Here is a 16,908-nt window from a genome sequence, read left to right as displayed (position 1 = left end):
AGTGATAAATCCACCAGTACCACCATCAGATGATGCAGTGATAAATCCACCAGTGCCACCAACAGATGATACTGTAATAAATCCACCAGTACCACCAGTAAGTAATACAGTGGAAAAGACACCAGAATCATCAACAGATGATACTGTAGTAAATCCACCAGTACCATCAAATGATGATATAGTAGTAAAATCACCAAAAACAGGTGATGAAACTCAGATTATGTCATATGTATTTATTAGTATCATTGCAATTTGTGGATTAGCGTATCAATGTAAAAGAAAAAGAAATTAATCTAGATTATTATTTATTATTAAGTTTAAAATAAATTGTCTCAAAGTGATTTAAAAATCGTTTTGAGACTTTTTTTATGTAAAGATGGTTTATTTAGAAGTATTCACTTTAATTATATTCTTAAATTTATAATTAGATATAGGTGTTCATTAATTGTTTGGCGAATAGAAAAATGTTTTGAAGGTGAAAATAGTATTGAAAAAATAATAGACTAAGGGTATAATTCACTTGATTTCATTTGTATAAATTTAATTATAAATTTTAAAGTGATTATATAAATTTATATACTAATTACTTAAGAAATTTTAATAATAATTATCTAATAAATAATTATTATGATATGCTAGAATAAATATATATAAATAAGTTCTGATGATGTACTACTATAAAGGGGGGACTTTATGTTTTCGATACCAGAAGTAAAAAAAGTAGAAGAGGTAATGGATACAAAATTTACAACTATAGACGAAGACACAAGAATTGAAGATGCAATAAAAGAAATGATAAAAAGCAACACAAAAACTCTAATGGTAATAGATTCATCTGGCAAATTAAAAGGCATTATATCCATGACGGATATAAATAATCTTTATGAGATGCATAAAAAGTATGAAGGCCAAACAGTAAAACTTATAATGAAAAAGGACGTAATATATGTCAGCGAAGGTTTAACCTTAGATGAATGTAGAGATATAATGATATTAAAAAATATAGGAATTCTTCCTGTTCTCAAAGATAATAAAATTATTGGAGTTCTAAAACAAGAGCATATTAGGGATTATCTATATATGCATTTAGAAGACTATGGATTGACCTTGAAATATATTATAGGTCAAATTAAAGAAGGAATTTGTGCTATAAATAACGAAGGTGTTGTTATCTTGTGGAATAAGTTTATGGAGGAAAGATATGATATAAAGTCTGAAGACATCGTTGGTCGACAGATGAATGAATTTTTGGAAAACACTATTTCAGAAAAAGTACTAAATAGCAAAGTTGGAATGAGTGACCTGTATTTTACTGATAAAAAAGAAAATATGTATGCGTTGGTTCATGCAAATCCTATATTTTATAAGGACGAATTTATCGGAGTTGTATGTACAGAAGTTGATGTCACAGAAGCTAAGATACTAGCTCTTGAGCTTGAAAAAGTAAATGATACATTAAAATATCTAAAAAATGAAGTTAAAAATTTATCTAAAGGTAGTTTTGATAAGATTTTAGGTAAAAGTTATAAATTGGAAAAATCGAAAGCGGTTGCAAAACAGGTAGCTAGAACGAATAGTAGTATATTTATCTGGGGTGAAAGTGGTACAGGTAAAGAAGTATTTGCAAGAGCTATTCATGATTATAGTGAGAGAAAAGGTCAATTTATACCAGTTAACTGTAGTGCAATACCAAATGAACTATTTGAAAGTGAGTTTTTTGGGTATGAATCAGGTGCATTTACTGGAGCAAGCAAAAAAGGTCGAATAGGTATATTTGAACTTGCAAAGGATGGAACTGTATTTTTAGATGAAATTGCTGATTTACCTCTTAGCATGCAGGCTAAATTGCTTAGGGTGCTGCAAGAAAAAGAAATAAGAAGAGTTGGTGGAGATACTACAATAAAAATAAATCCTAGAATAATATCAGCTACCAATAAGGACTTAGGTAAAATGGTAAAGGCAGAAAAATTTAGAGAAGATTTATACTATAGATTAAATGTTGTGGAGATAAAGATTCCTCCACTTAGAGAGAGAAAAGAGGACATAGGATTATTGGTTCATAGCTTTCTAGAAGAGATATGCAAACAAAATAATAAGCCTGTTCTTACAATTAGTAAAGATGTAATAGATATATTTCAAAACTATAGATGGAAAGGAAATATCAGAGAATTAAAAAATACAATTGAAAATATTGTTGTATTGTCCCAAAATTCTAAAATAGATGTGGATGATGTACCAAGTTATATGATGGATTCTACAAATAATAGTACTGAAGAAGAAGAGTATCCTTTGGATTTGACTAAGGCAACTCAAAAGATTGAAATAAAGAACATAACGAAGGCACTTAAAATGTCTAATGGAAATAAGGCTAAAGCAGCCAAAATATTAAATATACCAAGAACAACATTGTATTATAAGATAGACCAATATAAAATAGATGTGTCTAAAATATGACACATGACTAAATTTTGACAAAATGATAAACTTTAATTTGAAAGCTAGTAAAACCAATGCTTGTAACAACATTATATATATGGGTATGTTAAAAAAAACAAAAAAGTGTTGATTAATTGACACTTTTTTTATTTGAGAAAATGTTTACAAATACAAAAAATAACATATTTTAAATAAATATTTATATAATGTTTGGCTAAAAATAGCGATAGATGGAGAATCTATTATAGAAAAAAACTTTTTGTTAATAAGTTGGCATAGGAATTGCTTATAATATAAAGTGACTTCAAGTGAGAAAAAAATAATATTAATCATAACAAATTATGTAGGTTTTAATTTACTTAATTTCTCAGTTAAGGGGTTACCTGTTGAGAAATTGAGATTTAAAATAATAAATAAGAAAATAATGTAAGGAGGTATTTTATACTATGTCAATAACTTTAGAAACAGCTCAAGCCCATGCAAATGACCCAGCAGTTTGTTGTTGTAGATTTGAAGCGGGAACAATTATAGCGCCAGAAAACTTAGAAGATCCAGCAATATTTGCAGACTTAGAGGATTCTGGATTATTAACAATACCAGAAAATGGATTAACTATAGGTCAAGTACTAGGAGCTAAGTTAAAAGAAACTTTAGACGCTCTTTCTCCAATGACTACAGATAACGTAGAAGGATACAAAGCAGGAGAGGCTAAAGAAGAAGCAGTAGAAGAAGTAGTAGAAGCAGCTCCAGTAGCAGAAGCTGCAGTAGTTCCAGTAAACACAGGAGTTGTAGGTGAAACAGTTAAAATACACATAGGTGAAGGTAAGAATATAAGCTTAGAAATACCTTTATCAGTAGCTGGTCAAGCAGGAGTTGTTGCTCCAGCAGCAAACGTTGCTGCTCCAGTAGCAAGTGAAGTAGCAGAAGTAGCTCCAAAAGTTGAAGAAAAGAAACTTTTAAGAAGCTTAACTAAAAAACACTTTAAAATAGATAAAGTTGAATTTGCTGATGAGACTAAAATAGAAGGAACTACTTTATACATCAGAAATGCAGAAGAAATATGTAAAGAAGCTAATGAAACTCAAGAGTTAGTTGTAGATATGAAGTTAGAAATAATAACTCCTGATAAATATGAAACTTACAGTGAAGCTGTATTAGATATACAACCAATCGCGACTAAAGAAGAAGGCGAATTAGGTTCAGGTATAACAAGAGTTATAGACGGAGCTGTAATGGTATTAACTGGTACAGATGAAGATGGAGTTCAAATAGGTGAATTCGGTTCTTCAGAAGGTGAGTTAAATACTACTATGATGTGGGGTAGACCAGGTGCTGCTGACAAAGGTGAAATATTCATCAAAGGTCAAGTAACAATAAAAGCAGGAACTAACATGGAAAGACCAGGACCTCTAGCTGCTCACCGTGCATTTGACTATGTAACTCAAGAAATAAGAGAAGCATTAAAGAAAGTTGACAACTCTTTAGTAGTTGATGAAGAAGTAATAGAGCAATACAGAAGAGAAGGTAAAAAGAAAGTTGTTGTTATAAAAGAAATAATGGGACAAGGTGCAATGCATGACAACCTAATATTACCAGTTGAGCCAGTTGGTACATTAGGAGCTCAACCAAACGTTGACTTAGGAAACATGCCAGTTGTATTATCTCCACTTGAAGTATTAGATGGTGGTATCCATGCATTAACTTGTATAGGACCTGCATCAAAAGAAATGTCAAGACATTACTGGAGAGAGCCATTAGTAATAAGAGCTATGGAAGATGAAGAAATAGATTTAGTAGGTGTTGTATTTGTTGGTTCTCCACAAGTAAACGCTGAGAAATTCTATGTATCTAAGAGATTAGGTATGTTAGTTGAAGCTATGGAAGTTGATGGAGCTGTAGTAACTACTGAAGGTTTCGGAAACAACCATATAGACTTCGCATCTCACATAGAGCAAATAGGTATGAGAGGTATACCAGTAGTTGGTGTAAGTTTCTCAGCTGTTCAAGGTGCTCTAGTTGTTGGTAATAAATACATGACTCACATGGTAGACAACAATAAGTCTAAGCAAGGTATAGAGAATGAAATATTATCTAATAATACTTTAGCTCCAGAAGATGCTGTTAGAATAATGGCAATGCTTAAAAATGCTATATCAGGTGTAGAAGTTAAAGCTCCTGAAAGAAAATGGAATCCAAATGTTAAATTAAATAACATAGAGGCTATAGAAAAAGTTACAGGAGAAAAAATAGTATTAGAAGAGAATGAGCAATCTCTACCAATGAGTAAGAAAAGAAGAGAAATATACGAAAAAGACGAAAACTAAAATTTAGATAACAACTAAGATTTAGATAATAATATAAATTTAGATCCAAGTTTAAAACAGTATAGAGAGGTAGAATTATAATGGATAGGTTAAAATATATCTCATCAGAGACTTTTTATGAAGGTATTATAGTTGACATCAAAGGTGGTGGAGTAACTATAGACCTAAAAGGTAGACTTGGACAATTTAAAATACCTAATAGAATGCTTATAACTGACTACGAACTTAAGATAGGTCAAGAAGTTGGATTCATGCTAAGCTATCCTGAGGTATTAAGTCCAGAACCTAATCAAGAGTATGTAGAAAATATTAGGAGAGAAAAAGAAAAGCAAGCAGAAATGCAATCAAAGCAAGAAGAAAAATAATAAATAATCGTTTGAAAATAGAAGGGAGAGGAAATATATGAGCCTTACAACAGTACAAGGACTTCAATCTGAAATATTCGTTCCAATAACACCTCCTCCAGTTTGGACTCCTGTAACTAAAGAATTAAAAGATATGACTATAGCTTTAGCTACAGCAGCTGGTGTTCATTTAAAATCTGACAAGAGATTCAATCTAGCAGGAGATACTTCATTTAGAGCTATACCTAATACAGCTACAGTTGATGAAATGATGGTATCACATGGTGGATATGACAATGGAGATGTAAACAAAGATATAAACTGTATGTTCCCTATAGATAGATTACATGAATTAGCTGCAGAAGGATTTATCAAAGGAGTAGCTCCTATGCACTATGCATTCATGGGTGGTGGAGGAAACCAACATGTCTTCACTGAAGAAACTGGTCCTGCTATCGCTGCTAAACTTAAGGAAGAGGGAGTAGACGGTGTAGTTATGACAGCTGGCTGAGGTACTTGCCATAGAACTGCCGTGATCGTGCAGAGAGCAATAGAGGAAGCTGGAATACCTACAATAATAATAGCAGCTCTTCCTCCAGTAGTTAGACAAAACGGAACTCCTAGAGCAGTTGCTCCATTAGTTCCAATGGGTGCTAATGCTGGTGAACCACATAACATAGAAATGCAAACACATATATTAAGAGATACATTAGAGCAATTAGTTGCAATACCATCTGCTGGTAAGATAGTTCCATTACCATACGAATATAAAGCTCACGTTTAAAATGTAATTTATATTTGAAAATATAGAACCCTTCTCCTACACAGTTAGGAGAAGGGTTTTAAGAACAAAGGTGGATATTATGGAAGAAAAAATAATGAGAAGGCTTGTTATAAAACCGTTTCATATGAATAAAGTTAATTTCGGTTCAAAAACTTCTATAAAGAAAGATGTACTTACAATCAATTTATCAAGTATAGATGAAATAAAAGAAAGAGAAGATTTAATAACAGACATAAAAGTAGACATTATAAAACCTGGAGATTATGACAGGGAAATTAATACTATTATGGACATTATACCAATATCAACCAAAGTTTTAGGCAGACTGGGAGAGGGAATTACACATACTTTAACTGGTGTATATGTAATGTTAACTGGTGCAGATGAAGATGGAAATCAAATGCATGAATTTGGTTCTTCAGAGGGAATTTTGAGAGAACAAATGGTGTTTGGTAGATGTGGAACTCCATCAGTTGAAGATTATATAATTCATGTAGATGTAACTTTAAAGGGAGGTTTACCTTTTGAAAGAACACTTCCACTTGCAGCTTTTAGAGCATGTGATGATTTTATGCAAGAAATAAGAGCGTCTTTGAAAATGGAAGACGGAAGAAATGCTACTCAAGTTCGTGAATATTTTGACAAAATTCGACCAAATGCAAAAAAGGTTGTCATAGTGAAACAAATAGCAGGTCAAGGTGCTATGTATGACAATCAGTTATTCTCAAAGGAACCTAGTGGATTTGAAGGAGGAACATCAATCATAGATATGGGAAATGTACCTATGATTATATCTCCTAATGAATACAGAGATGGTGCCCTTAGAGCTATGACTTAAGAGAGGTGGATATTATGGGAATAGGACCTTCAACAAAAGAAACATCTCTTCATCACTTTAGAGACCCACTTTTAGACATAATTGAAAGTGATAAGGATGTAGATTTACTTGGAGTAATAGTAGTAGGAACTCCAGATGGAAATGAAAATAAAACCTTCGTGGGACAAAGAACGGCCGCTTGGCTAGAAGCCATGAGAGTAGATGGTGCTATAGTTTCATCAGATGGTTGGGGAAACTCACATGTTGATTACGCTAACACATTTGAAGAAATAGGAAAAAGAGATATACCTGTAGTTGGAGTGACATTTAATGGTACTCAAGCTAAGTTTGTTGTAAGTAATCAATATATGGATACCATAGTTGATATGAACAAATCAAAAGAAGGTATTGAGACAGAAGTTGTTGGAGAAAACAACACAAATGAAATAGATGCTAAAAAAGCTTTAGCATTTTTAAAACTTAAAATGAGAAAACACGGATAAAAAATTTAAGTAAGGGAATGAGTTTTGTGGGAATTTCTACATCAATGAAAAACACATCACTTCATATATTTAGAGACCCATTACTAGATTTGATAGATAATGATTCTGACATAGACTTGTTAGGAGTGGTTGTAGTTGGGACATCAGAGCACAATGAATGGAAAACATTTTTAGCAACTAGACTTGGAAGATGGATTGAATCATTGCGACCTGATGGAGTGATTATAACTTTAGATATGGCAGGAAACCAGCATATTGATTTTACAAATGCTATAGCAGAGTTTGTAAAATCAGATATACCTACAGTAGGTCTTACTATTATGGGAGCAGATGGACTAGTAATTACCAATCCATATTTAGATAAAGCTACCATAATTGATTATAAAAAGACAACAGGCTACATAGAAACAGAAGTAGTTGGAGACAATCACATGGATGAAGTTGATGTTAAAAAAGCATTGGCTTTCCTAAAATTAAAAATGCGTAAAGACGCAAAATAAACCTAAGGGGGAATTTGATATGAAATTTAGCAGAAGTATACAAGCTATAGACTCTCATACAGCAGGTGAAGCAACTAGAATAGTTGTAGGTGGAATACCTAATATAAAAGGAAATTCTATGCCTGAGAAAAAAGCATATTTAGAAGAAAATCTAGATTATTTAAGAACTGCTATAATGTTAGAGCCAAGAGGACATAATGATATGTTTGGTTCTGTAATGACTCAACCTTGTTGCCCAGATGCTGACTTTGGAATAATCTTCATGGACGGTGGCGGGTACCTTAATATGTGTGGCCATGGTACAATAGGAGCTATGACAGCAGCTATAGAGACAGGTGTAGTTCCAGCAGTAGAACCTATAACTCATGTAGTTATGGAAGCTCCAGCAGGAATAATAAGAGGAGATGTTACAGTTGTAGATGGAAAAGCTAAAGAAGTATCATTCTTAAACGTACCAGCTTTCTTATATAAAGAAGGTGTTGAAGTTGACTTACCAGGTGTTGGAACTGTTAAATTTGACATATCATTTGGTGGAAGCTTCTTTGCTATAATACATGCAAGTCAATTAGGTTTAAAAATAGAACCTCAAAATGCTGGTAAATTAACTGAGCTAGCTATGAAACTTAGAGACATAATAAACGAGAAAATAGAAATACAACATCCAACTTTAGCTCATATAAAAACTGTAGACTTAGTTGAAATATATGATGAGCCAACTCATCAAGAAGCTACTTACAAAAACGTAGTTATATTTGGTCAAGGTCAAGTTGACAGATCTCCATGTGGAACTGGAACAAGTGCTAAATTAGCTACTTTACATGCTAAAGGTGAATTAAAAGTAGGAGAAAAATTCGTATATGAAAGTATATTAGGAACTTTATTCAAAGGTGAAATAGTTGAGGAAACTAAAGTTGCAGATTTCAATGCTGTAGTACCTAAAATAACTGGTTCTGCTTATATAACTGGATTTAATCATTTTGTAATAGATGAAGAAGATCCACTTAAACATGGATTTATTCTTAAATAAGTAATAAATAAATTGGGAAATTAAAATAGAATAGTAGCCACTTGTCTACTATTCTATAGCTTTTAGGCTATAAGATTCAGAATATATGAAAAAATAAAAAAATAGGAGGATGGATTATGGTAGCAATCTTAAAGGCATTATATGTAGTATTCGCAGCAATCTTTGCAGTTGTGTTTGGTAAAGACGTAGCTAAAGCAAACAAAGAGGGGAAACTAGAAGAACAAAGTACTCCAAAAGTTGCTGTAACAGGATTTATAACAGACTTCTTTGATACATTAGGAATAGGATCATTTGCTCCAACAATAGCAATGTCAAAAGCTTTAAAATTAAATATACCAGATAAAAAAATGCCTGGTACATTAAACGTAGCACATACTATTCCAGTTGTTACAGAAGCATTCATATTTACATCAATCATACCAGTTGATGGTGTTACTCTAGTATCTATGGTTGTGGCAGCAGCTGTTGGTTCATACATAGGTGCAGGAATAATAGCTAAGATGGACGAGAGAAAAATACAACTTGTTATGGGTGTAACTCTAGCATTAACAGCAGTATTAATGTTATTAGGTCATCCTTGGGTTAACTTATTACCAGGTGGAGGAAATGAATTAGGACTTACTGGTATTAAATTAGTAATAGGTGTAGTAGGAAACTTTATACTAGGAGCTTTAATGACAGCTGGTATAGGTTTATATGCTCCAGGTATGGCAATGGTTTACTTCTTAGGAATGTCTGCAAAAGTTGCGTTCCCAATAGTTATGGGTTCTTGTGCATTATTAATGCCAGTTGCAAGTATGAAATTCATAAAAGAAGATGCGTATACTAAAAAAGCATCAGTTATAATAGCTATCTGTGGTTTAATAGGAGTTTTCGTAGCTGCATATATAGTAAAAACTTTACCAATGGATATATTAAAAGCATTAGTAATAGTTGTTATAGCTTACACTTCTGCTACAATGATAATGGCTGCAAATAAAAACAAAAAGACTGCTTAGTTAAAGACTACTTAGTGTTTATTAAATATTACAGCTAATAATAAAGATTATAAACTGCTTTAAAATATTGAATTAATATTTTAGAGCAGTTTTTTATTTATTATAATTATATAAAGCAATTAACATGCCAATTATGCAATATATATAGTAATTTAGTAGATTTAATGTAAAAATTGTTGCATTTTTAAGGATTAAAGCATAATTTAAAGCTAAATATTTAAATTTTATAATCAATAAGTTCAATAAATGTTCATATATTAATACAGATTAATAAAAGTATAAGTTATAATAAGTCTATTATAACTTATACTTGAGAAAAATAAGTTTATAGTGACTTAATACTTATCTGAATTGTTTGAATAAATTTAATCTGTTGAAATTGCTTGTATATAGTGGTTAAATTTAAGTTATATATGACTTAATAATTATATAATAAGAATTTTGTAATTAATCCAACACTGAAATAGATAGCTTGATTAGTATATGTGGTATAAAAATATAATAATTTTATAATCATAAAAGTAAAATATTAAATGAAATTTATAACTAAATAAAAACTTTTAAACAGCACTCAAAGATTTGTAATAAAATACATCCCTTACAAATATATTTATTATATAAGCTGATACCAGAAATATAAGAATTAACAATTGTGGAGGGATAAAATATGATAGCTGTTAAAGATGAGAATAACGTAGTAAACTTAAGAGGGGAGTTAGACAATAAGCTAGAATTTAGTCATGAGATATTTGGAGAAAAATTTTATAATATGAAAATAAAAATAAACAGACTAAGCGATTCTTTTGATATACTTCCAATGACTGTATCAGAAAGACTTCTCCAAGATATTGACCTTGATAAACAAAATTTAGTCAATGTTGTAGGTCAATTAAGATCATATAATAAAACGTTAAATAATAAAAATAGATTAGTGCTTACAGTATTTGTCAGAGAAATAAAGAGCATAGATGAGGAAAATAAAGACCCTAATAGTATATTTTTAGATGGATATGTATGTAAGGAACCTGTGTATAGGAAAACCCCTTTAGGGAGGGAAATAACCGATTTATTAGTGGCTATAAACAGACCTTATAACAAATCTGACTATATCCCATCAATAGTTTGGGGAAGAAATGCTAAGTTTGCAAAGAATCTAAAGGTTGGAGACAGGATACAGCTTTGGGGTAGGGTTCAAAGTAGAGAATATGAGAAAAAGATAGATGAAAATAATGTGGTTAAAAAAATGGCATATGAAGTATCCATATCGAAAATAAAAAAATTGGATGAAAATAACAATGAATAGGCATAAAAAGTAGACTGATTTTTATGAATAAAATACTAATAAGTTTGATATAATAACATATTAAAATGTATAAAGATTGTTTAAAAAAATACTAATGAAATATCTCTTGAATAGTTGCTCTCCATTTATTATAATGTAATCTGTACATAATTTATAATTGAGGAAATGAAGAGGTGAAGCATTGTGAAAAGCATATTATATCAGATAAATAGACAGCCGGTTAAAGCTAAATATACATCTGATGAATTAGAATGTTTTTTGGATACAATTGAGTATAATGTAGGTGATAAAATATTGCTTGTTGGTCATATAGGAAACCTAGGCAAGAGATTGAGAGGTCTTGGGACTTCTGTAACTATACTGGAGAATAGTAACTATGAAGATGTCTGTTATTCTTTAGTGTATAATGAAAATTGCAATGTAGTTAAAGGTAAGTTAGAGTTTCTACCATTTGATGATAATCATTTCAACAAGATAATAATAGTAGACCAATTTAATGTTATTACAGATTGTGAAAAAGCTTCATCTGAAATACAAAGAGTATTAAAGGGCAATGGAGAGGTTATATTAGAGGATTTAAATTTAAAAAATTTAAAAGTTAAGTTAAACTATCTTAAACATAAGTTTTGTGGTTCCGTTACAAAGATTCACTATCCACATGAAGTATTCAATATATTTTCAAGATTAAACTTTGACGGCATGATTAAAGAGTCAAATAAATTAAAATATATTTATGTGGGAAAAAGAAGATAAATGAGTTAAAATATAAATATGGATATAATATAAAAGACTAGGTTGAGCCTAGTCTTTTATTATAAGGAGATGTTTAGATGGAAATAAATTATGAGTTAATAATAATTGTTATGCTCTTTGTAATCCTAATGTCAATCCAATTTACTTTAAATAAAATATACTTGATTCTTAAAGAAATAAGACAAATACTCATGTTAAAGAAAAATAAGGAATGATGATTATGATAGGTTTAGAATATATAAAATCTGATATTCAAAATATAGCTGAAGCTATAGTGTCAGTACTCAATATAGATGTAACTATAGTAAATAAGGAGTTATTTAGGATTGCAGGTACAGGAGTATATATAGACAAAATAGGTGAGAAAGTAGATAAATATACGGCTTTTAAAAAATCACTTACAGAACAGATTACAATACTAATTGATGACCCAAAGAGTAGTGATATATGTAGAGAATGTTATAAGAATGGGGCTTGTGTAGAGTTTGCAGAAGTGTGTTGTCCTATTATATGTGATGGTGATTCTCATGGTGTTATAGGTCTTATAGCCTTTACAAAAGAGCAAGCACAGATTATAGAAAATAATAAAAATGGTCTTATAAACTTTTTAGGTAAGATGGCAGATTTAATATCTAATAAATTAAAAGCTCAAATTAAAACGTATGAACTAGAATTAGAAAAGAAAAAATTAGAGACACTATTAAACAATATGGATAAGGCTGTTGTGTCTATTGATGTAGATGGCAAGATTGATAAATATAATTCAAAGTTTAAAGAGCTTTTTAATATAAAAGATAATATAACTGGCAAAAACATATTTGTTGAATTAGATTTTATAAAGAAGCCTTCTATAAATAACTTTAAAAAGGACAAATCATGTAGTTTTTTTTATAAGGGGTATGGATATGATTCAAAGGGAATATATAACATCAATAAAATAGTATTAAAAAATGAGTTAAAAGGATATGTTATTGACTTTATAGATAAAAGAGATGCTATAAAAAACTACAATAAGATAAATAAGGATTATAAGATAAAATTGGAAAATATAATTGGAGAAAGTGTGGCTATAAGAAATTCTAAAAAAGAAGCCTTAATAGCTTCTAAATCAACTTCGACAGTACTTATTACTGGAGAAAGTGGAACAGGTAAAGAACTCTTTGCAAGAGCCATACACAACCATAGTAATAGGGTAGATAATCCTTTTATAGCTGTAAACTGTGCAGCCATACCAGATAATTTATTAGAGAGTGAATTATTTGGATATGAAGAAGGTGCTTTTACTGGGGCTAAAAAAGGTGGAAAGCTTGGAATGTTTGAAGTAGCTCATAAAGGAAGTATCTTTTTAGATGAAATAGGAGATATGAGTTTGCATTTACAGTCAAAGTTATTGAGAGTATTACAAGAAAAAGAGCTTAACAAGATTGGAAGTAAATCAAATGTTTTGATAGATGTAAGAATTATCGCTGCCACAAATAAAGATTTAGAAAAAATGGTTCAAAATGGTACTTTTAGAGAAGATTTATATTATAGATTAAATGTTATACCTATAAAACTACCAAGTCTAAGAGAAAGAAAAGAAGATATACCACTTATAATCAAGCATATGGTTAAAGAGTATTCAAAAAAGCTAGATAAAAATGTTATTGATATAGATAGTAGGGTTGTCGATTCTATGATTGAATATAAGTGGCCAGGTAATATAAGAGAATTACAGAATATTATTGAATATAGTGTGAATATGTCTTCATCTCCGATAATTACAATGAATGTAATTCCTCAAAAAATTAAAAATACATCTGTAGAAGAATTAGAAGTTAAAAGTGATAGGATAGTTCCACTTGATGAACTTGAAAAGATTGAGATAATAAAAGCTTTAAATAAATATAAAGATTATAAAAAAGATAAAGAATTAACAGCAAAGGCACTTGGAATATCAAGAGCCACATTGTATAGAAAAATTGAAAAATACAATATAATTTCATAGTAATGTAAGAATGTAATAAAAACTATATAAAGCTATATAAAATTTAAGTACAAACAAATAGTAGAAGTCTATAAAAATAGTAGATGTATAAGCATCCAAAAAAATAAAATCAGATGTAAAGTTAAAATTATTAAGAAGGATAATGTAAATACAGAGGATTGTTTCAAAGGTAAAAAATAATATGTATTATTCGTCTCAAAATGATATAGAATCTCATTTTGAGATTTTTTTTTGTCTTTTTGCGAAATTGTCATCCATTTCTCCATTTAAAAAAATATAAATCCTCTATGTAAATAAAAAAAAATATATATGGAAGCAGTCATATCAACAATTATAGAATATCATGCTGAAAATATGAACAGAAATAAAAAATATGGCATGTATTTTGCTATAAATATATATATAAGAAATTATTTAATAGAATTATTTGAGTACTAAATCTAAACTTAATTGGGAGGTTTATATATAATGAGAGATATAAGAAAAGAATTGGTGGAAATATTAAAGGCAGAAGTTAAGCCAGCAGTAGGATGTACTGAACCAGTAGCTTTAGCCCTAGCATGTGCAAAGGCAAAAGAATTATTAGGAGAAGAAATCGTTGAAAATCGTATGTTAGTTAGTCCTAGTATCTATAAAAATGGTATGTGCGTAGGTATACCAGGTACTGAAAGATTAGGATTAAAAATAGCAGCAGCTTTAGGTATAGTAGGTGGTCATTCTGAAAATGGGCTAAGTGTATTAGAGACTCTAACAAAAGAAGAAGTTAAAATAGCTGAGGATTATATGGATAATACTCCTCTATCAATAACACCTGCTGATACAAGAGAGAAAGTGTTTATAGAAGTTGTGTTAAAAGGAGCAAATCATATTGCTAAAGTTAGAATAAGAACTAAACATGATAATTTTACATTTTTAGAAAAAGATGGGGAAGTATTATTAGATAATGAACCAAAAGTATCTGCTTCAAGTGATACAGCAGAAAAAGCTGAAAATTTAATGGACACTGTAACTATACAAGAATTAATAAAAAATGTAGAAGGCATTGATTTTAAAGATATAGAATTTTTACTAGATGGAGTAAAAATGAATGAAGAAATGGCTGAATATGGATTAAAGCAAAAAACTGGTATTGGTGTTGGATATGGAATTAAAAAATCTATGGAAGAAGGTATTTTAGGTAATGATGTTATAAATTATGCAATGATGCTGACTGCTGGAGCTTCAGATGCAAGAATGGCAGGAGTAAAAATGCCTGTTATGAGTTCAAATGGTAGTGGAAATCATGGTTTAACAGCAATTCTTCCAATAGTTGCTTACAATAAAAAATTCCCACAATCTGATGAAAGACTAGCAAAAGCTTTGGCTATATCTCATCTAGTAACTGGTTATATTAAGAACTATACAGGAAGATTATCTGCTGTATGTGGATGTGGTGTTGCTGCATCTACTGGAGCAACTGCTGGTATCTCTTGGCTTATGAATGGTACTGAAAAGCAAATAGAAGGAGCTATAGAAAATATGATAGCCGATTTAAGTGGAATGATATGTGATGGTGCAAAAGCTGGTTGTGCATTAAAATTATCTTCTGCTGCATCTGCGGCTATACAAAGTGCTATAATAGCTAAGCAAGATTGTTTTGTACCACCACTAAATGGTATAGTTGGTTCAAGTGTTGAGCAAAGTATACAAAACTTAGGTAGAGTAAGTGATAAAGGGATGTCTATAACAGATGAGATAATCTTAAATGTAATGAATGATATGAATAAAGTTGACTAGTATTTTAAGATATGATTATGTATAAATTTATGTATAATAGAAAAAACTTGTTAGTGCAAGTTTTTTCTTTTTTTTGTCTAAAATATATAGTATGTAATTTAGGATTAGTATATGAACTACTTAAAATATAAGATACATTGTTAATAATTGTTGAATGTACTTAAAAACTCAATAATATTGGCTAATATTGAATAAGAGTATTGAAAAAGTGAGCAATCTCTTATAAAATTAAGAAGGATTATTACAATTGGAGGTCTTTTTATGGATATAGAAACAAAAAAATGGGAAGTGTTGTATTCAGAAGAAAAAATTAAAGATAAATTAAAAGAATTAGGAGCAATTATAGAAAAAGATTATAAAGATAAAAATCTTATGGTAGTATCTTTATTAAAAGGGAGCTTTATATTTTGTGCAGACTTAGTTAGAAATATAAATTTACCTCTTAGAGTTAATTTTATGACTACATCTAGTTATGGAAATAGTGAAGAAAGTACTGGAAAGGTTAAAGTAGTTTCAGATGTAACTACTGATGTAGCAGGATATGATGTATTGGTTGTAGATGATATTACTGACTCTGCACTTACTATGGATTTTGTATTGAAACATCTAAAAGCTAAAAACCCAGCTAGTTTAAAATGTTGTGTTCTTTTGGATAAACCAAGCAGAAGAAAAGTTGATTTAGTGCCAGATTATTGTGGATTTGAAATAGAAGATAAGTTTGTAGTTGGATATGGATTTGATTTTGGTGATTACTATAGAAATGTTCCGTATATATTCAATGTTACTGATGAAGATAGATAAGCAATTATATAATTTTGTAGATGCCTTAATATGATTTTTATTAATCGTGTTGAGGCTTTTTTTAATAAAGATGATGATACGCCAAAGATACTAGAATTTATGCTTAAAGATGGAAGAGGAAAAAATTTAGAATTAATTGGTGGTTCAGATGGATATGACTTAAGTTATTCTAAGGGTAATTATTTTGAATCTTCTTTAGAGTATGAAATTAAAAAGGATGTTAAAAAGATAAGTATTACTCCAATAATAGAAGACTGGAATAAAGAAATGAATAATATAACAACGTTTAAAAATCAAAGCATAAATGTTGATATAAGTAAATAGATATATTTTCACATAAAAAATTGTCGACTCATATAATTATATAGGGGAATACTCGATATTTATAGAGTATTACTCTACCTTTAAAAGAAGGAGGATTAATTATATGAGTGATTACAATGGTCTTTCAGCTCCAAGCTTATATCAAGATGTAGGTGCAACAGGACCAACTGGTGCTACGGGTCCAACAGGCCCTACTGGCCCTAGAGGAATAACAGGAGCAACAGGAGCAAA

The 16,908-nt window shown here is 30.2% G+C and carries 16 protein-coding genes and 1 pseudogene; all 17 read left to right on the top strand.

What is annotated here, in order from left to right:
- Positions 1–292, top strand: a pseudogene (locus KGF39_RS16810) (cell surface protein); the annotation flags it as partial.
- Between the two features lie 401 nt (positions 293–693).
- Positions 694–2,454 (top strand): sigma-54 dependent transcriptional regulator PrdR, encoded by a 1,761-nt coding sequence (prdR, locus tag KGF39_RS16805; RefSeq protein WP_227823173.1) that lies wholly within the window; start codon positions 694–696, stop codon positions 2,452–2,454.
- A gap of 428 nt (positions 2,455–2,882) precedes the next feature.
- Positions 2,883–4,760: a D-proline reductase (dithiol) proprotein PrdA gene (prdA, locus tag KGF39_RS16800; RefSeq protein WP_227823172.1), complete on the top strand. Its 1,878-nt coding sequence runs from the start codon at positions 2,883–2,885 to the stop codon at positions 4,758–4,760.
- An 80-nt stretch (positions 4,761–4,840) separates the two neighbouring features.
- The gene (locus KGF39_RS16795) at positions 4,841–5,125 is read left to right on the top strand and encodes a CBO2463/CBO2479 domain-containing protein (RefSeq protein ID WP_003422102.1); all 285 of its coding nucleotides are present in this window, start codon (positions 4,841–4,843) and stop codon (positions 5,123–5,125) included.
- Positions 5,126–5,162: 37 nt separating this feature from the next.
- Entirely contained in the window at positions 5,163–5,888 is a 726-nt protein-coding gene (gene prdB, locus KGF39_RS16790; RefSeq protein ID WP_077709716.1) for a D-proline reductase (dithiol) protein PrdB, read from the top strand.
- 79 nt (positions 5,889–5,967) lie between these two features.
- Complete coding sequence (gene prdD / locus KGF39_RS16785; protein WP_227823171.1) at positions 5,968–6,726, top strand: proline reductase cluster protein PrdD; 759 nt, start codon at positions 5,968–5,970, stop codon at positions 6,724–6,726.
- A 14-nt stretch (positions 6,727–6,740) separates the two neighbouring features.
- Positions 6,741–7,208 (top strand): glycine/sarcosine/betaine reductase component B subunit, encoded by a 468-nt coding sequence (locus KGF39_RS16780; protein WP_227823170.1) that lies wholly within the window; start codon positions 6,741–6,743, stop codon positions 7,206–7,208.
- Between the two features lie 26 nt (positions 7,209–7,234).
- The gene (locus KGF39_RS16775; RefSeq protein WP_009898380.1) at positions 7,235–7,708 is read left to right on the top strand and encodes a glycine/sarcosine/betaine reductase component B subunit; all 474 of its coding nucleotides are present in this window, start codon (positions 7,235–7,237) and stop codon (positions 7,706–7,708) included.
- A gap of 19 nt (positions 7,709–7,727) precedes the next feature.
- Positions 7,728–8,735: a proline racemase gene (locus KGF39_RS16770; protein WP_227823169.1), complete on the top strand. Its 1,008-nt coding sequence runs from the start codon at positions 7,728–7,730 to the stop codon at positions 8,733–8,735.
- Positions 8,736–8,851: 116 nt separating this feature from the next.
- On the top strand, positions 8,852–9,733 hold the full coding sequence (locus tag KGF39_RS16765) for a TSUP family transporter (RefSeq protein WP_227823168.1): 882 nt from the start codon (positions 8,852–8,854) through the stop codon (positions 9,731–9,733).
- Positions 9,734–10,400: 667 nt separating this feature from the next.
- Positions 10,401–11,036: a single-stranded DNA-binding protein gene (locus tag KGF39_RS16760; protein WP_003422086.1), complete on the top strand. Its 636-nt coding sequence runs from the start codon at positions 10,401–10,403 to the stop codon at positions 11,034–11,036.
- 183 nt (positions 11,037–11,219) lie between these two features.
- A complete protein-coding gene (locus KGF39_RS16755) occupies positions 11,220–11,789 on the top strand; it encodes a methyltransferase domain-containing protein (RefSeq protein ID WP_227823167.1) in 570 nt (189 codons plus the stop codon).
- A 211-nt stretch (positions 11,790–12,000) separates the two neighbouring features.
- Positions 12,001–13,776: a sigma 54-interacting transcriptional regulator gene (locus KGF39_RS16750; RefSeq protein WP_227823166.1), complete on the top strand. Its 1,776-nt coding sequence runs from the start codon at positions 12,001–12,003 to the stop codon at positions 13,774–13,776.
- A gap of 309 nt (positions 13,777–14,085) precedes the next feature.
- On the top strand, positions 14,086–14,214 hold the full coding sequence (locus KGF39_RS19980) for a hypothetical protein (RefSeq protein ID WP_255643577.1): 129 nt from the start codon (positions 14,086–14,088) through the stop codon (positions 14,212–14,214).
- Positions 14,215–14,244: 30 nt separating this feature from the next.
- Complete coding sequence (locus KGF39_RS16745) at positions 14,245–15,552, top strand: L-serine ammonia-lyase, iron-sulfur-dependent, subunit alpha (protein WP_227823165.1); 1,308 nt, start codon at positions 14,245–14,247, stop codon at positions 15,550–15,552.
- A gap of 261 nt (positions 15,553–15,813) precedes the next feature.
- Complete coding sequence (hpt, locus tag KGF39_RS16740; RefSeq protein WP_227823164.1) at positions 15,814–16,353, top strand: hypoxanthine phosphoribosyltransferase; 540 nt, start codon at positions 15,814–15,816, stop codon at positions 16,351–16,353.
- 30 nt (positions 16,354–16,383) lie between these two features.
- Entirely contained in the window at positions 16,384–16,677 is a 294-nt protein-coding gene (locus KGF39_RS16735) for a hypothetical protein (protein WP_227823163.1), read from the top strand.
- Positions 16,678–16,908: the final 231 nt, after the last annotated feature.

The sequence above is a fragment of the Clostridioides sp. ZZV14-6345 genome (assembly GCF_020657775.1).
GTDB lineage: Bacteria > Bacillota > Clostridia > Peptostreptococcales > Peptostreptococcaceae > Clostridioides > Clostridioides difficile_D.
The sequence above is the reverse complement of the archived record's forward strand: the minus strand, read 5'-3'. Positions and strand labels throughout refer to the sequence as shown.